At 73.1% G+C, this 16,048-nt stretch carries 13 protein-coding genes and 1 pseudogene; 3 read left to right on the top strand and 11 right to left on the bottom strand.

Features of this window, described 5'->3' with window-relative positions; genetic code table 11:
• The 6 genes and pseudogenes from AB7J25_RS26105 to AB7J25_RS26080 all read right to left on the bottom strand — a co-directional run.
• A pseudogene (locus AB7J25_RS26105) lies at nt 1-544 on the bottom strand (C40 family peptidase); the annotation flags it as partial.
• A gap of 91 nt (nt 545-635) precedes the next feature.
• Nucleotides 636-1,220, bottom strand: a complete 585-nt coding sequence (locus AB7J25_RS26100) for a hypothetical protein (RefSeq protein ID WP_428513174.1) — start codon at nt 1,218-1,220, stop codon at nt 636-638.
• A 26-nt stretch (nt 1,221-1,246) separates the two neighbouring features.
• The gene (locus AB7J25_RS26095; protein ID WP_428513172.1) at nt 1,247-3,250 is read right to left on the bottom strand and encodes a hypothetical protein; all 2,004 of its coding nucleotides are present in this window, start codon (nt 3,248-3,250) and stop codon (nt 1,247-1,249) included.
• The gene (locus AB7J25_RS26090; protein WP_428513170.1) at nt 3,247-6,165 is read right to left on the bottom strand and encodes an ATP-binding protein; all 2,919 of its coding nucleotides are present in this window, start codon (nt 6,163-6,165) and stop codon (nt 3,247-3,249) included. The genes AB7J25_RS26095 and AB7J25_RS26090 overlap by 4 nt, the downstream gene beginning before the upstream one ends.
• Nucleotides 6,152-6,691 carry a hypothetical protein gene (locus AB7J25_RS26085; RefSeq protein WP_428513168.1) on the bottom strand — a complete coding sequence of 180 codons (540 nt, stop codon included), beginning with the start codon at nt 6,689-6,691 and terminating at the stop codon, nt 6,152-6,154. The genes AB7J25_RS26090 and AB7J25_RS26085 overlap by 14 nt, the downstream gene beginning before the upstream one ends.
• Nucleotides 6,692-6,696: 5 nt before the next feature.
• Nucleotides 6,697-6,954 carry a hypothetical protein gene (locus tag AB7J25_RS26080; protein ID WP_428513166.1) on the bottom strand — a complete coding sequence of 86 codons (258 nt, stop codon included), beginning with the start codon at nt 6,952-6,954 and terminating at the stop codon, nt 6,697-6,699.
• Between the two features lie 430 nt (nt 6,955-7,384).
• Between AB7J25_RS26080 and AB7J25_RS26075 the strand changes: the two genes are divergently transcribed.
• Nucleotides 7,385-9,718, top strand: coding sequence for a (Fe-S)-binding protein (locus AB7J25_RS26075; RefSeq protein WP_428513164.1), 2,334 nt, complete (start codon nt 7,385-7,387; stop codon nt 9,716-9,718).
• Nucleotides 9,719-9,823: 105 nt separating this feature from the next.
• On the opposite strand, the gene AB7J25_RS26070 is transcribed toward AB7J25_RS26075, so the two are convergent.
• The 5 genes from AB7J25_RS26070 to AB7J25_RS26050 form a co-directional block, all read right to left on the bottom strand.
• Nucleotides 9,824-10,888, bottom strand: a complete 1,065-nt coding sequence (locus AB7J25_RS26070; RefSeq protein ID WP_428513162.1) for a hypothetical protein — start codon at nt 10,886-10,888, stop codon at nt 9,824-9,826.
• A 111-nt stretch (nt 10,889-10,999) separates the two neighbouring features.
• Nucleotides 11,000-11,689: an SDR family oxidoreductase gene (locus AB7J25_RS26065; protein ID WP_428513176.1), complete on the bottom strand. Its 690-nt coding sequence runs from the start codon at nt 11,687-11,689 to the stop codon at nt 11,000-11,002.
• A gap of 27 nt (nt 11,690-11,716) precedes the next feature.
• The gene (locus AB7J25_RS26060; RefSeq protein ID WP_428513160.1) at nt 11,717-12,265 is read right to left on the bottom strand and encodes a C40 family peptidase; all 549 of its coding nucleotides are present in this window, start codon (nt 12,263-12,265) and stop codon (nt 11,717-11,719) included.
• Nucleotides 12,266-12,712: 447 nt separating this feature from the next.
• Entirely contained in the window at nt 12,713-13,792 is a 1,080-nt protein-coding gene (locus AB7J25_RS26055; RefSeq protein WP_428513158.1) for an inositol-3-phosphate synthase, read from the bottom strand.
• A complete protein-coding gene (locus AB7J25_RS26050) occupies nt 13,789-14,385 on the bottom strand; it encodes a PadR family transcriptional regulator (protein ID WP_428513156.1) in 597 nt (198 codons plus the stop codon). The genes AB7J25_RS26055 and AB7J25_RS26050 overlap by 4 nt, the downstream gene beginning before the upstream one ends.
• A gap of 146 nt (nt 14,386-14,531) precedes the next feature.
• On the opposite strand from AB7J25_RS26050, the gene AB7J25_RS26045 reads away from it, so the two are divergent.
• Nucleotides 14,532-14,948, top strand: coding sequence for a DUF5318 family protein (locus AB7J25_RS26045; protein ID WP_428513154.1), 417 nt, complete (start codon nt 14,532-14,534; stop codon nt 14,946-14,948).
• Nucleotides 14,949-15,059: 111 nt separating this feature from the next.
• On the top strand, nt 15,060-16,048 hold a 989-nt coding region (locus AB7J25_RS26040), incomplete at its 3' end, for a transglycosylase domain-containing protein (protein ID WP_428513152.1).

Raw genomic sequence — 16,048 nt, 5'->3', positions numbered from 1 at the left:
GGTTCTCCCACTTCGCGTACGCGTCGGGGAACGCGGAGCGCTGGACGGTCTGCGCGGCGACGGTGACGGGCAGCTCGTCCCAGCGCGGGACCTGGAGCAGCTTGTCGATGAAGATCGACGTCGAGTACACGGGATCGAGCACCTGCGCGGGTGATCCCCAGCCCTGGGAGGGCCGCTGCTGGAACAGGCCCAGCGAGTCGCGGTCGCCGTAGGCGATGTTGCGCAGCGTGGACTCCTGCATCGCCGTGGCCAGCGCGACCACCCACGCCCGCGGGGGCGCCTGCCGGTCCCTGGCGACGGCGATGATCGTCGCAGCGTTGCGGCGCTGCTCGTCGGAGAGATCGGCGGCGGTCGTCCCGGCGTCGTCGCCACGGCCGTAGGCGATGCCGGCACCCGCGTCGCAGTACCGGGTGGCCGGGGGTGGGCCGCTGCTCAGGGTGAACGCGAGGAACCCGAGCGCGAGGAACACCGCGAGCGCGGCCGCGATGGCCACCAGCGGGACGAGCAGCCGCAGCGGCCGGAGCGTGCGGGCGCCGGGGATCACCGCCGCCCCCCACAACCCGTCGAGAACGACGTTGTGCTGATCAACAAGGCGATTTGATCAGCACAACGTCGTTCTCGACGGGGGGACACGGTCAGGCCCGCTCGTAGCCGGCCACGCGCCAACCCTGCTCGGTGTCCACCACCAGCACGCGCAACGTCAGCGCGTCCGTGGGCACCTCGACCTGCAGCGACCGCGGCGACACCCGCACCGGTCGCGGCTCCCCGGTCACGCGGCGGGCCGGGATGTTGCCCGGGTCGACGGCCGCGAGCACGCCCAGGTACTCCTCCGACGTGTACGGGCGCAGGCCGGCCAGCCACTCGTCGGCGGTGACGCCGGGGGCCGGCCGCACCCAGGCCCGGGACCACAGCGACGCCACCTGCAGCGCCTCCTGCGGGGCCCGGGAGGGCGGCAGCGTCGTCGGCGTCAGCTCCGGGACGGGCGGCAGGACCGACGGGGTCGCGGCGGCGGTGGGCCGGTCGGTGGTCGCGACGCCCGAACCCGCGGGGGAGCCGAGGGGCGCGCTCTCCGCCCGCAGCGACCCGAGCCCGATGCTCACGGCGACCACCGCGGCGACGGCGAGCACCGCCACGACGACCAGCCGCACCGGGGAGCGCAGCGGCCACTGCCACAGCGACCGGTAGGCGGCGGACCGCCCGTGCGGACTCCTAATGGGCACCGTCGGCTCCCGACGCGCCGCGATCGCTACTCACGGTCGTACACCGGCGGCCGCGAGGACGGGCGTGGCCGGTAGATCCGGTACACCGGCACGCCGTCCACCAGCTCGGGGTGGACGGGGCGGGCACCTCCCGGAGCCGAACTCGGCCGCAGCGGGACGGACTCCGCGCGCCGGTAGATGACGCGGTCCTCGGAGTCGGGGACGTCCCCCCAGCCCGGACCGGTCCCCCCGGCGAGCCCCGGATCGGGCGCCCCCGGCAGCGACCGACGCACCGGGACGGCGACCGCGGGCACCGGATCGGGCTCGACGGGCGCGCGCCGGGGCGTGCCGTCGACGACGGGGGCGGCCTCGGGGCGGCCACCCTCGGACGGGTCGACGTCGCGGCTGCCGAAGCGGCGCTCGTCCCACCAGCGGGACTGGCGGTCCGGGCCGTCGTCGACGCCGCGCATCCGGGTCCACATCCGCGAGACGGGGCCGTCCCCGACGCCGGGGACGATCCCGCCGAACTGCTCGCGGGTGAGCGACACCATCGACACGAGCCGCCGGAACGGCCGCGCCACCGCCCACAGCACGATCGTCACGACGCCGGTGACGAGCAGCGCGAGCCACAGGTCGACGGGCGAGCCGGGCCGGAAGAGCGACACCACCATGAGCGCGTGCAGCCCCGCGAGGGCGCCGACGACGAGCGCGTTCACGACGGCGGCGCCGCCGATGCGCAGGAGGGCGGGCAGCACCTCGGGCTTGAGGACGGCGAGCACCGCGATCGCAGGGGCCGTCATCACCATGAGCCGCAGGATCAGCATCGCGACCAGCACGAGGATCTTCGACAGCAGCTGGAAGAGCGCGATGCACACCGCCTCCACCACCGCCAGCAGGCCCGCGCCGACGCGGCTGCCCGACTTGCCGGTGAAGTAGGGGTAGCGGTCGCCCATCTGCCCGGCGAGCACGGTGAAGTCCGCCTTCTTCTGCTCGGCGAGCGCGGCGGTGTCGCGGCCCTCGGCGACCTCCTGCTTGGTGAACGTCTGCGCGCGCAGCACGTCCCGGCCCAGCTCCTGCGCCTGCGGCGCGTCCGGCGAGCCGAACATGCCGCGCTGCCAGTTGCTGTAGACGACCTGGTCCACGAGCAGGGTGGGCAGCGTGTCGCGGTCCCCGAGGCCGACCTGGCCGAGGAAGCCCTCCTGCATCTGCGTCACGCCGTCGAGCAGCAGGGTGTCCGCTGCGCGGGTCCAGTCGAGCGGTGCCAGGTAGGCCGCCGACGCGACGAGCAGTGCGAGGACGGCGAACACCGCCCGCTGCGTCTGGCGGGCGAGGTCGCCGCGCAGGGCCAGCACGAGCAGGATCACCGCGAGGACCAGCATCGCCGGACCGATCCAGGTGGTGAACACGGTCTCGTACATGGCGGTGGTGCCCGCCCGGATGACGTCGTCGAGGGGGGCGAGCAGCTCCGCGCCGTCCGCGATCAGGTAGTGCGACCAGTTGACGCCCGCCACGACGAACTTCGCGACGTTGAACGTCTGGTTGCCCAGCCAGGTGTCGGTGCTGGTGGCGGGGTTGAACGCGGCCCCGGTGCAGCCGATGTCGTAGTTGTGCCAGACCAGGCCCGCGTAGCCGACCTCGTGGTACACGCTGCCGGGCGTGCCCTGACCGTAGGTGGGTGGGTCGAGCGACCCGACGAGGCCGGTGCCGGGACGGTCCGGCTCGGGAGGGGTCTTGCAGTCGAACCCCGGCACGGACGGCAGCGGCGAACCGGGGACGCCCGAGGTCCCCGGTACGCCCGGGAGACCGGGCTGGGCGGGGACGGTCGCGGTCGGCGGCCCCGTCACCCCTGTCGGCACCGGGGGGTTCGGGGACGGGTCGGGTGGCGCGGGCTGCGCCGGGGCCTCGTGGCTGACGGGAACGACCTGCGCCGGAACGACCTGCGCCGGAACAACCTGCGCTGGAACGACCTGCTCGGTGGGATCGCCGAGCAGCGCCGCCCCCGCGGCGAGCCCCGCCGCGAGAAGTACGCCGACGAGACGTGCCCGGATCACCGCACGGCCCTGCCGCGTGGCTCGACCGGGACGGCCCGGCCGTCGTCGGGGGAGCCGTCGTCGAGGAGGTCGAGCTCCTCGTCGTCGAGCAGGTCCGTGTCGCCGAAGCGGCGGTTCCCGACGCCGCCGTTGCCGATCGCGCTCCCGTCCGGATGCGTACGCGGGCCTGCCGGCAGCGCCGGCTCCGGGCCGCCGCCGGTGGCGAGTGCGGGCCGGTCGCCGCCCGCGACCTCGGCCACCGGGTCGGGCGGGCGGGGGGTGACGTCGATGCGCGCCTGCGGTGGGGCACCGCGGGCGGAGACCCGGCTCGCGTCGGGGTTCGTGTCGAGGGCCTCGCGGACGTGCTCCAGGTGCGGCGCCTCGAGGTCGATGCGGATCTTCTCCACACCGCCGTGGCCGTCGGCGAAGATGAACTGGCGCGGCGTGTCGTCGGGCCGGTCGTCGTGGCGCGGTCGCGGGGAGAGCGTGCCGAGCATGGCCTCGTAGCCGACCTCCGTGGGCACCTTGAGCAGCCGTAGCGCCTCGGACTGGGCCTCGGCGTCGTCGGTCCGTCCGACGAACACGGCGTTGACGAGCGACGCGAACCCGGAGACGCGCAGGAGGTCGCCCGCGAGCTGGGAGGCGAAGAGCGCTCGCACGTTGAACTTGCGGGAGTCGCGGGCGAGCCGGTCGATGAGCACCTTTCCGGTGGGCACCTGGGACAGGAAGTGCGTCTCGTCGAGCGCGACTCCCTTGCGCAGGTTGCGGTCCACGTCGTAGATCGTGCGCTGCGTGAGCCAGGACGCGAGGTTGAGCAGCTCGACGGCGAGCGCCTCCGCGTCCGTCCACTCCTCGCGCGGGCTGCCGGGCCGGGGCAGCGTCATGCCCTGCATGGTGAGGACGGTGAGCCGGTACTCGCGGTCGGCGTGCCAGGGATCCTCGCGGGAGGTGTCGGGGAACAGCAGCGCGGCCTGGGGCAGCTCGCGGCGCTCCTCCAGGAAGTCCGCGACCACCCCGGAGTGCTCCTCGCCGTCGCGGGCGTGGCGGCGCAGCGCGTCGATGACGAGGCCGGGATGGCGGTCCGCGGCGCCGCCCACCTCCCGCACGGCGCGCAGCAGCACGATCCGGGTGTGCGGCAGGCGGGCGACGTCGTACGGCAGCAGGCCGGTGAGGACGTCCAGCACCAGCCTGCGGCGGGTGGCGGCGGCCAGGGACCGCTCGCGGCGCCAGGCCCGCTCGGGATCCTCGTCGTCGGCGAAGTGCTCGGGGCGCGGCTCGGCGACCACCCGGTAGGGGTTGAGGATGCCCGGATCGGCGCGCAACAGGTTGATGTGCCGGGAGAACGGGGCCAGCTCGGGCAGCTCGGCGAGCTTCGCGAGCGGCCCCGACGGGTCCAGCACCGTCCAGCGCGCGCCCATGCGCAGCGTCTTGTAGACGATCGTGCCCGTCAGGAAGGACTTGCCGCTGCCCAGCCCGCCCACGATCGCCGTCAGCCCCGACGCCCGGCGCACCTCCTGCGCGAGCCACGGGTCCCAGGCCACGGGGCGGCGGGTGGCCGTGCACGTCTCGCCGATCATGATCCCGCGCCGGTCGCCGACGCTGGCGGTGGCAGCGGGCACGGCGGACGCCGCCCACATGACGGAGCCGCGGCGCCGGTAGGCCGTGGACGCGATCGGCTCGCCCGGGACGAACTCCCGCGCGTAGCGGTACTGCGCCTCCGGGTGCTCGATCCGCACCTTCGGCCGGTAGATGTCGAGCACCTGCTGGGCGCGGTTGACCGCCTCCGCCTCGTCGCGGCCCGACACCGCGACCCGCCACCAGCCGTAGAGGCGGGTGTTGAGCTGGGTGAGGCCGCTGGTGAGCTCGTCCTCGACGGACAGCACGCGGTCGGCCTGGCGGGCCAGCGACATCGGCGGATCGAGGTCGTGGTCGTGGGTGTAGTGGCGGATCTGGCTGCGCACCTTGCCCATCTGGCGCTGCAGCTCGCCGGACACCTCCTCGGGGCGGCGCACGTAGATCCGCGCCGACCACTCGACGGGGAAGCTCAGCCGGTCCGAGTGCTGCATCCACGGGTCGTCCACCTCGGGGATGCGCAGGCCGTCCATCAGCCCGATGGTGAGCACCGCGACGTCGCGCTCGACCTTCTTCGACCGGACCTTGCCGACCACGCGCACCGTGGGGGCGTAGGGCTCCTGGTACATCTCGACGCCGTCGGTGAACGCGGCGACGTCCTCGGTGTCCCAGGCGGCACGCCCGCCGGGCACGCCGGGCACCGTGCGCGGCGCGGGCAGCCCGAGGGCGCACGAGCGGTGCATGAGCCAGGCGACGTCGTCGGACGTGGCCGGCACGGCGTCCAGCCCGGCGCCCGCAACCAGCGAGTCCAGGTGCGCCACCTCGGTGGCCACCGCGGCCAGCTCGGCGTGCACCGTGCCGGGCGCGACGCGGCCGAGGACCGGCGAGGCCTTCTCCACCCAGCGGTCCAGCATCGAGCGGCCGGACACCTCGATGCCGAGGAAGACCTCCTTGTCCGACATCGACAGGCCCATGAGGTGGCGCTGCTCGCCCTCCAGGAAGCCGTCCCAGCCCAGCGCCCCCGCGACGTCGGGCAGCCGGCCAAGGGCGTTGTGGTCGAAGGCCTCGGCCCACAGGTGCACCGGGTACGGGCGGGTGGTGACGCGCAGGTGCAGCCAGCGGCCCTGCAGCTCGCCGAGCTGCGCGGCGATCTGGCGGATGAGGACCTCGCGCTGCACGTCGCTGCGAAAGCTCCACGGCTGGGCCGCGAGCCGGTACCAGGCCATCACCTGGGTGGACGTTCGCGTCAGGTGGCCGTCGATCGAGCGCAGCGCGATGTCGGGGGTGTAGCGGGGCAGGTTCGCCTCGCCCGCCAGGGCGCGTCCCCGGCGGCGGGCAGGACCGGCGGCATCACGCCCTGACACGCCGTCGCCTCTCCGCACTGCGGCGCCGGTCCGCGGACGGCCAGGAGTCGCCGGGCTCGCGCCGCCGCCGTGCCCACGGATCCGGTGCGGCGGGCTTCGCGGCTTTCGCAGCTTTCGTGGGCTTCGCGGCCGGGGCCTGCCGGGCCGGGCGCCGCCGCCCCGGGGTGAACGCGCTCGGGTGGACGCGCACGTGCGCCGTGCGGACGGGCCCGCCCGCGACCGCCGTGCGACGGCGCGGGCCGCGCACCTCGTGGCCGAACAGGGCGAGCACCTGCCCGAGCGGGCGCTCGTAGTCGATGCGGGCGCCGACGAACCGGGTGACGAGCACGGTGATCAGCAGTGCCCAGGCGACGGAGAAGAAATCCAGCCCGATCCCGACGCGTCGCTGGACGAACATCACCAGCATCATGATGATCAGCCCGACCCCGTAGCCGATGTAGCGCACGCGCCAGGGGAACGTGGCCCGCGGCGGGCCGAGCCAGACGGAGTCGACCCGGTAGATGTCGTCGTCGGTGCGAACGTGCACGTACCTCACCCGATGACGAGACTGGCCAGGAAGTTCCCGACCTCCGGGGCGCGCCCGGACACGGCGATGCCGAGCACGAGGAGCCCGACGACGAGTGCAGCACCGCGGCGGGCGACGCCCGCGTTGTCCCCCCGACCGCCGATCCAGAGCAGGATCACCGCGATCGCGAGCAGGATGAGCGGGACGATGTTGCCCTGGATCCAGTTCTGCAGCGGCTGGGTGCCCAGCCCCTGCGCCAGCACGGTGAGCGGTGCGGTGGTCACGGCGAACCCTCCTCGTGGTCGCCCCGCCCGATCCGCCCAAGCCCCGACCGGCCCGCACCCGGGCGGGTGGGCACGGTGTCCCCACCGGGCCCGGCGTCGAGTAGAGCACGACTCACCGGCGGAATCCTAGCGCTGGGATACGGCAATGCCCGGGACAACCCGGGCGACGCGCCGCCAGCTCACACGCATTTCACGATCTCGGGGTCCGAGGCGGCGTACAGCGTTCCGACCATGGCCGGCACCCGACCTGAAGGCGGTGTCGTCAATGCCACTAGTTACCGTCAGGTAGTGGGGGCCACAGACCGGGCCGGACTGCCTTTCGCCCGATTAAGGTGCCTGGAACGCTCGCGGTCCACCACCCGCAGGCGAAGTCCAATGGAGGTCAGCCGTGGAGACCGGTGTCGTCGTCCGACTCGTGATAGGCGTGGCCATGACGGTCGCCGCCATCGCATTCTCCGGCAGGCGCGCGATGTGGCTCTACAAGCTGATCTCGTCCGGCCAGCCGGCCCACGACCGCCTGGAAGGCCTCGGCCCGCGGATCCGCGCGCAGTTCGTCGAGGTGTTCGGGCAGCGCAGGTTGTTGAAGTGGACGGTGCCCGGGCTGGCGCACTTGTTCACGTTCTGGGCGTTCGTGATCCTGCTGACCGTCTACATCGAGGCCTACGGTGCGCTCGCGGACCCGGACTTCCACATCCCGCTGATCGGGCAGTGGGAGGTGCTGGGCTTCCTGCAGGACTTCATCGCGGCGGCCGCGATGGTCTCCCTGGGGGTGTTCGCGGTGATCCGGCTGCGCAACTCCCCCGAGCGCGAGGCGCGTGCGTCGCGCTTCTACGGCAGCCACACCGGGGGCGCGTGGCTGATCCTCTTCATGATCTTCAACGTGTTGTGGACGATGTTCTTCTACCGGGGTGCGGCGTCGGCGCTGGGTGTGCTGCCGTATGAGTCCGGGGCGTTCGTCTCGATCGCCGTCGGGGACCTGCTGGCGGGGGTGCCGGAGCCGACGCTTCAGGTGTGGGAGAGCGTGGGGCTGCTGCTGCACATCGGCGTGATGCTGGTGTTCACCGTGATCATCGCCTACTCCAAGCACCTGCACATCTTCACCGCGCCGATCAACGTCTCGGCCAAGCGGTTCCCGAAGGCGCTGGGCCCGCTGCGGCCGATCGAGCACGACGGCACGCCGATCGACTTCGAGGACCCGCCCGACGACGCCACCTTCGGCCGGGGCAAGGTCGAGGACTTCACCTGGAAGGGCATGCTGGACTTCGCGACCTGCACCGAGTGCGGCCGCTGCCAGTCCCAGTGCCCCGCGTGGAACACCGGCAAGCCGCTCTCGCCCAAGATCGTGATCATGGATCTGCGGGACCACCTGCTCGCCAAGGCGCCCTACATCATCGGCGGCAAGGAGATCCCCGACGAGGGGTCGGTCGACCTCGCCGCGGTCGAGCCGTCGACGAACGGGCACGGGGTGGCGGAGTCGGGCTATGAGCGCATCCACGGCTCCGGGCCCGCACAGGCGGTGCGCCCGCTGGTCGGCACCCTGGAGGCGGGCGGGGTGATCGATCCGGACGTGCTGTGGTCGTGCACCACCTGCGGTGCCTGCGTGGAGCAGTGCCCGGTCGACATCGAGCACGTCGACCACATCGTCGACATGCGCCGCCACCAGGTCCTCATCGAGTCGGAGTTCCCCTCCGAGCTGGGGGTGCTGTTCCGCAACCTGGAGAACAAGGGCAACCCCTGGGGCCAGAACGCGCGCGATCGCCTGGACTGGGCCAAGAAGCTGGACTTCGAGGTCCCGGTGTTCGGTGCCGACGGGGCCGGCGAGCTGTCCGCGGACACCGAGTACCTGTTCTGGGTCGGCTGCGCCGGCGCGTTCGACGACGGCCAGAAGAAGACCATCCAGGCCACCGCGGAGCTGCTGCACCGCGCCGGCGTCGGCTTCGTCGTGCTCGGCCCGCAGGAGTCCTGCACCGGCGACCCGGCGCGCCGTTCGGGCAACGAGTTCCTGTTCCAGATGCTCGCCATGCAGAACGTCGAGATGCTCAACGCCGTGTTCGAGGGCCGCGGGCCCGGCACCCGCAAGATCGTGACGACCTGCCCGCACTGCCTCAACACCCTCGGCCGGGAGTACCCCCAGCTCGACGGCCACTACGAGGTCGTGCACCACACCCAGCTGCTCAACACCCTGATCCGCGACGGCAAGCTGGTCCCGGTGGCCGCGCCGGACGCCGGGTCGGACGCCGGCGGGCCGGTCACCTACCACGACCCCTGCTACCTCGGCCGGCACAACGAGATCTACGAGGACCCGCGCGCGCTGGTCGGCGCGGCCGGCGCGCACCTGTCGGAGATGCCACGCCACGCCGACCGCTCCCTGTGCTGCGGCGCAGGCGGCGCCCGGATGTGGATGGAGGAACGCATCGGGAAACGGGTCAACCTCACCCGCACCGAGGAAGCCCTCGACACCCTCACCACCGCGGGCTCCGGGTCCGGGTCGGGCGGCACCATCGCCGTCGGCTGCCCCTTCTGCAAGACCATGCTCACCGACGGCCTCACCCAGAAACAGGGCGAGGGCGCCGGCGAGAACGTCCAGATCCAGGACGTGTCGCAGATGCTGCTCGCCGCCGTCAAGCGCGGCGACACGCCGGTCGGCGGGGACGGGGCGGCGAGCGGTGGGTCGCCCGCAGGCGGCACGAACGGCGCCGCGGTCGGCCCGGGGACCCGCGAGGGCGCCGAGGAGGCGGCGGGCGCGGACACCGCGAAGGACTGACCGGGCACCCCGCACCCGCCGCCCCCACGCGCGAACGGCCCGTACGGGAAGACCTATTTCCCATATGGGCCGTTCGCTCGCCACGAGAGGGGGTGGCGGGGGCGCTCAGCAGGGACGGAACGCCGTGACCGCGTAGGTCGTGCCGCCCGGGATCGGACCGACGGTGAGGTGCCCGAGCTGCGGGCCGGGCGGTGTGGTGCTGGCACGCCAGGTCAGGTGGCATGCGTCGACGTCGAACTCGGCACCGCGGTGCGTGCCCGGCGGCGCCGACCCCTTGGCGTAGGCGTTCGCGTCTGTCACCTGCGCGGCGAGGGCGCGGACGGCCGCGGCGCAGTCCGGTTGCCCCACGGAGGCCGCGAAGGGGGGCTGAGCGGCGGGATCCAGCAGCGCATCACACACCGCGCCCGTCTCACCGCGGCCGATGGTGGTGAGCAGCGTCGGCAGCACCGCCGCCGGGCGCGGGGCGCCGAGCCGGCCGCGGCTCTCCACCTGCGTCTGCGCCTGCTGGGCCTGGATCTGCTCGGCCGTGCGGTACTGCGCGATCGCGAACCCGGTGGCCGCCACCGCCACCAGCACCGCCCCGACGGCCGCGACCCGCCAGGCGGGCAGCTGTACCAGGCCGGCCAGCAGGACTCCGATGCTCGCCGCGAGCGCCCAGGCCCACGGGCCCGTCGAGTACATGAGGCCCGCGACGACGACGAGCCCGGCGAGATGCCACGTCCAGCCGCGCAGGAGCCGGTCCAGGCGCAGCAGCGCGAGCAGGACGAGCGCACCGAGGCCGGCGAACCACGGCAGGCCCGCCCACCCGGAGAACGGCCACAGCAGCAGGGCCGCGGCGAGGATGCCCAGCCCGGCCGCCGCCCGCGGGGTCCGGACGACCCGCCGCCACCGCGAAGGACCGTGCCCGCCGCCGGCGGCCCACGCGGCGCGCAGCTGCGCCCACGCCGACGCGCCGCTGCGTGGCGGCCCCCCCGGCGCGTCTCCCGGGGACGGTCCGGCCGATCCGCTGCCCCGTGACGGAGCCCCGGGGGTGTCACAGGTGCCGCGCCCCGGCGGCGGCTCGGTGGCGTGCCGTACCGCGGGCGGATGCGCGAGCGGCGCGGGCCCGGCCAGGTACCAGCCGGGCTCGGGGCCCGGCTCGGCCGGTTCGCGGGGCGGGCGCTCGTCCATCGGCGCCGAGCGTAGTGGCCGCGCCCGCGTCCGGGCCGTGTCGACGAACGAAGGGGCCCCGCGTACGCGAGGTGCGGACGAGGGTGCCGCTCGTACCGGGATCCGGCAGGATCAGCGCGCGGCCGGGCGGATCGACAGCTCCGTGACGTCCGCGTCCGGCGGAGCCGACGCGGCGAACCGGATCGCCTCGGCCACCGACTCCGGCCGCAGGAAGCTCGCCGCGTCGTACTCGCGACCCTCGTGGGCGATCACGCCGCGCTGCATGTCGGTGTCCGTACGCCCGGGGTGCACCGACGTCACCCGGACGCCGCGCGGAGCCTCCTCGGTGCGCAGGGCGTCGCCGAACGCGCGGAGGGCGAACTTGCTCGCCGCGTACGAGGCCCATCCCGGGCGCGCGTTGTACCCGGCGCCGGAGTTGACCAGAACGACCCGCCCCCGGGCGGCGCGCAGCGCGGGCAGCAGCAGGCGGGTGAGCTCCGCGACCGCGACGACGTTCACCTCGAACGTCTGCCGCCACTGCTCGGCCGGGCTCTCCTCGACGGTGCCGAGCGGGCCGATGCCCGCGGAGTGGACGAGGAGGTCGAGCCGCTCGATCCCCTCGACGGCCGCGGCGAGCGCGGCGGGATCGGTGAGCTCGACGGGCCAGGGGCGCGCCCCCGGCAGCCCCGCGGCGACCCCGTCGAGCGCCGCCGCGTCACGGCCCCCGAGCAGGACGTCGTGGGTGGGGGCGAGCGCGCGGGCGGTGGCGGCGCCGATGCCGCGCGATGCTCCGGTGACGAGCGCGAGGGGTCGGGAGGCGATCACGCGCCCGAACGCTACCTCGGCGGATCAGACCCGGCGGGCGGTGGTGAACTTCTTGCCCGCGAGGTCGGAGACCTTCACCGGCTTCCCCGACGTGCTGGCGTGCACGATCTTGCCGTTGCCGATGTAGATCGCGACGTGGCTGATCGGCTTGTAGAAGAAGACGAGATCGCCGGGGCGCAGGTCGGACTTGGCGACGGGCTTGCCGACGCCGGCCATGGCGCGGCTGGTACGGGGCAGCTTCACCCCCAGCTGCCTGTAGGTCCACTGGACCAGCCCCGAGCAGTCGAAGGCGTTGGGGCCCGTCGCGCCGTAGCGGTAGGGCTTACCGATCTTGCTCATGGCGATCGTCACAGCCGAGGCGGCGCGGGCCGCGACCGGGTCGGGCGCGGGAAGGATGCTGGCGGGGTCGACGTGCGCGGTGCCGTGCAGACCGGGGGCGGGCCCCGTGACGATCGTGGTGGGCGCAGTGACGACGGGATCGGCCGCCGCGGTGGCGGGCAGCACCGTGACGAGCGCGAGGGCGCCCGCCGAGACGACGAGTGCGGCACGGGTGATCGGTGCTCTGTGCGACACGATTCTTCCTTGGGAGAGCACCGCCTCGGAAATTGCGGGCTGGGCGGCCGGAGGCGCCGTCCCGCCGTTTCGCTGGCGGTGACCCCGCGCCCGCCCTTCCGGTTGAAGAGCGGTCTCACGAGGCCATCCGGCACGTTACGAACAGATCACGCAAAAAGGGAATGACGAATGTCTCATCGGTGCGTCGTGGACTGTGATACGGATCACCAGTTCGGCGCACAAATTGTCACCGGTTCGCCGGAGTCACACGCGTGGCGTTTGTGCTGCACCACCGCCACGAACGGACGCTGCGGTTGCCGGCGCGCGATGAGCGGCGCTGAACTGCGCCGATGGTGTGAAAATGCTTCCGGATCAGAAAGACCTGGAACGTTGCCAACAATTCCGAAAAGAAAACAACCCCGGGAGCCGTAGCGGCTCCCGGGGCTGGCGAGAAGGTTGCGCGAGCGATCAGCGCTCGCGGTCGCCGCGGATGAACTCCTCGACGGCCCGGCGCGCCTCGTCGTCGCTGTACTGCTCGGGCGGCGACTTCATGAAGTAGCTCGACACCGAGAGGATGGGGCCGCCGATACCGCGATCCTTGGCGATCTTCGCCGCGCGCACGGCGTCGATGATGATCCCGGCCGAGTTCGGCGAGTCCCAGACCTCGAGCTTGTACTCGAGATTGAGCGGCACGTCGCCGAATGCCCGGCCCTCCAGCCGCACGTATGCCCACTTGCGGTCGTCGAGCCAGGCGACGTAGTCCGACGGGCCGATGTGCACGTTGTCGCGGCCGAGGTCACGGTCGACCTGGGAGGTGACCGACTGCGTCTTCGAGACCTTCTTCGACTCCAGGCGTTCGAGTTCCTTCATGTTGAGGAAGTCCATGTTCCCGCCGACGTTGAGCTGCATCGTCCGGTCCAACTGCACGCCGCGGTCCTCGAACAGCTTCGCGAGCACCCGGTGGGTGATGGTGGCGCCCACCTGGCTCTTGATGTCGTCACCGACGATCGGCACGCCCGCGGCCCGGAACCTCTCGGCCCACTCCGGGTCCGACGCGATGAACACCGGCAGCGCGTTCACGAACGCCACACCCGCGTCGATCGCGCACTGCGCGTAGAAGCGGTCCGCCTCCTCGCTGCCCACCGGCAGGTAGGAGACGAGCACGTCCGCCCGCGTGTCGCGCAGGACCGACACGACGTCCACCGGCTCCTCGTCGGACTCGGTGATCGTCTCGCGGTAGAAGCGGCCCAGGCCGTCGAAGGTGTGCCCGCGCAGCACCGGGACGTCCAGCGGCGGCACGTCCGCGATCTTTATCGTGTTGTTCTCGCTGGCCAGGATGGCCTCCGAGAGGTCGCGCCCGACCTTCTTGGCGTCCACGTCGAACGCGGCGACGAACTGCACGTCCCGCACGTGGTAGCCGCCGAAGTCGACGTGCATCAGCCCCGGGACACGGGTCCCCGGGTCGGCGTCCGCGTAGTAGTGGACGCCCTGGACCAGCGACGCCGCACAGTTCCCGACGCCGACGAGGGCGACTCGCACCTTGCTCATTCGGGGCTCTCCTTCATCCGCTTCCTGTCGTCCGGTCCGGCCTCGCCGCCGGAGGCGTCCTGCTGTGCCGCGCGCTCGTGCGCGATGAGCTCGTTGAGCCACCGCACCTCCCGCTCGGTGGTGTCCAGTCCGAGCTGGTGCAGCTCGCGGGTGTAGCGGTCGACCTTCTCCCCGGCACGCGCCAGCGCGGCGCGCAGCCCCTCCCGCCGCTCCTCGACCCGGCGGCGCCTGCCCTCCAGGATGCGCATCCTGGCCTCGGCGGGCGTCCGGGAGAAGAACGCCAGGTGGACGCCGAAGCTCTCGTCGTCCCAGGACTGGGCGTCGCAGCGGGAGAGCAGCTCGGTGAGCCGCTCCTTGCCGTCCGCGGTGATCTTGTAGACCCGTCGGGCGCGCCGCGACCAGCCCGCCTCGGCCACGGGCGGTGCGGTCTCCTCGGCGATCAGGCCGGCCCGGGTCAGCCGACGCAGCGCGGGGTACAACGAACCGTAGGAGAAGACCCGGAAGCCCCCGAGCCGCAGGCCGAGCTGTTTGCGCAGCTCGTAGCCGTGCACCGGGGCCTCGTTGAGCAGGCCGAGGATCGCGAGCTCCAGCACGGCACCCCCCTCGCGGAACGGACTGCCGCCGACTATATATCGGTCCGATACATCAGGTCGGCGCGCTGAGGGACCGGTCACCGCACGAAGGGGTGCCCTCACGACGTTGCCCGTGTGCGCGCCGTGGCCGCGCGTACCCTGACCGGGTGCGCACCCAGCGGCAGGTCGTCGACTACGCGTTGCAGCGTCGCTCGCTGCTCGCCGACGTCCACGCCGGCCGGGTCGGTGTCGCCGAAGTCTGCGACGCCAGCCCGTACCTGCTGCGAGCTGCACGTTTCCACGGTGCAGCCACGGATCGCACCTGTCCTGTCTGCCGCAAGGAGCGGCTCGCCGAGGTCTCCTGGATCTTCGGTGACGAGCTTCGCCACGCGTCCGGCTCGGCGCGTGCCCCCGAGGAGCTCGACCGTCTCGCCGCCCTCCACCGTGAGATCTCGGTCTACGTGGTCGAGGTCTGCCGCACCTGCAGCTGGAACCACCTCGTTCTCTCCTACGTGACGGGCGACGGCGCACCCCCCGATCGCGCCGGCCGCCCCGACCGCGGACGGAGGACCGCCGCCGAGTGAACTCCCCCCGCCACTTGCCGCCCCCGGGGCAAGCCGCGACCGAGCGCGCGAGGTCGTCGCTGCGCCCGACACCCCGGGAACGACTGAGACGAACGCCAGCGAGGAGCTGACGTGACCGATCACTCCGACCCCCCGCTCCCCAACGGTCACCCGATCCCCACGGGCAGGCCCCCCCATCCACCCGGTCCACCGGGCGCGCTGCCCCAGCGGTACCGCCCGGCCGGCGGTGACGGGGCGTCCGCGGGCGACAGCCGCCACGTCCAGGCTCCCTACGGCGCCGCCGGAGGCCCGGCGGGGACGGCCCGCAACGGTCACGTCGGCCCGCCGCCCCGCCCACCGGGACCGCCCGGCGGCTTCGGCGCTCCCGCCATGCCGCTGCTCACCCACGACGGGTCCGGCCCGACGATCGGTGGCGAGCCGGGCTTCGCGACGGCGGTCCACCAGGACCCGCCGCCGCCCCCGGCCCGGCGGCCGTCGGGCCCCTGGCGGACGACGCGCCGCGTCCTCGTGGGCCTGGCGGCGCTCCTCGTGGTCGGCCCGGCGCTCGCGTTCCTCGCCGGCTACCTGATGTTCGAGACCCCGAACGGCGAGGTGAAGATCTCGCAGGTCGCCACGTACACGTTCGCGGACGGCACGCCGCTGGCCACCGTGAAGCCGGACAACGTCAACCGCGTGACGGTGCGGCTGGACCAGGTGCCCGAGCACGTCCGCCACGCGGTGTTCGCGGCCGAGGACCGCTCCTTCGAGTCCAACCGCGGCTTCGACCTCACCGGCATCGCCCGCGCCGCCTGGAACCAGCTCCAGGGCGGCACGGGCGGCGGCTCGACGATCACCCAGCAGTACATCAAGAACACCACCGGCGACGACTCGTACTCGCTGTGGCGCAAGTACAAGGAGGTCGTCCTCGCGGTCAAGGTCACGCGCGAGCAGAGCAAGGACCAGATCCTCGAGAACTACCTCAACCTCATCTACTTCGGCCGCGGCGCCTACGGCGTCCAGGCCGCGTCGCGGGCGTACTTCGACAAGGACGTCGGCCAGCTCACGGTGTCCGAGGGCGCGATGCTCGCGGGGCTGATCCAGTCGCCGTCGCGGTGGGACCC

Source organism: Pseudonocardia sp., assembly GCF_050246655.1.
Taxonomy (GTDB): Bacteria; Actinomycetota; Actinomycetes; order Mycobacteriales; family Pseudonocardiaceae; genus Pseudonocardia.
Note: the sequence above shows the minus strand (reverse complement) of the source record. Positions and strands in the feature narration are given on the sequence as shown.

Coding starts and splice junctions, on each gene's coding strand:
- AB7J25_RS26075 (WP_428513164.1), top strand. CDS start 7,385: ATGACGGTCGCCGCCATCGCATTCTCCGGCAGGCGCGCGATGTGGCTC.
- AB7J25_RS26055 (WP_428513158.1), bottom strand. CDS start 13,792: ATGAGCAAGGTGCGAGTCGCCCTCGTCGGCGTCGGGAACTGTGCGGCG.
- AB7J25_RS26070 (WP_428513162.1), bottom strand. CDS start 10,888: ATGGACGAGCGCCCGCCCCGCGAACCGGCCGAGCCGGGCCCCGAGCCC.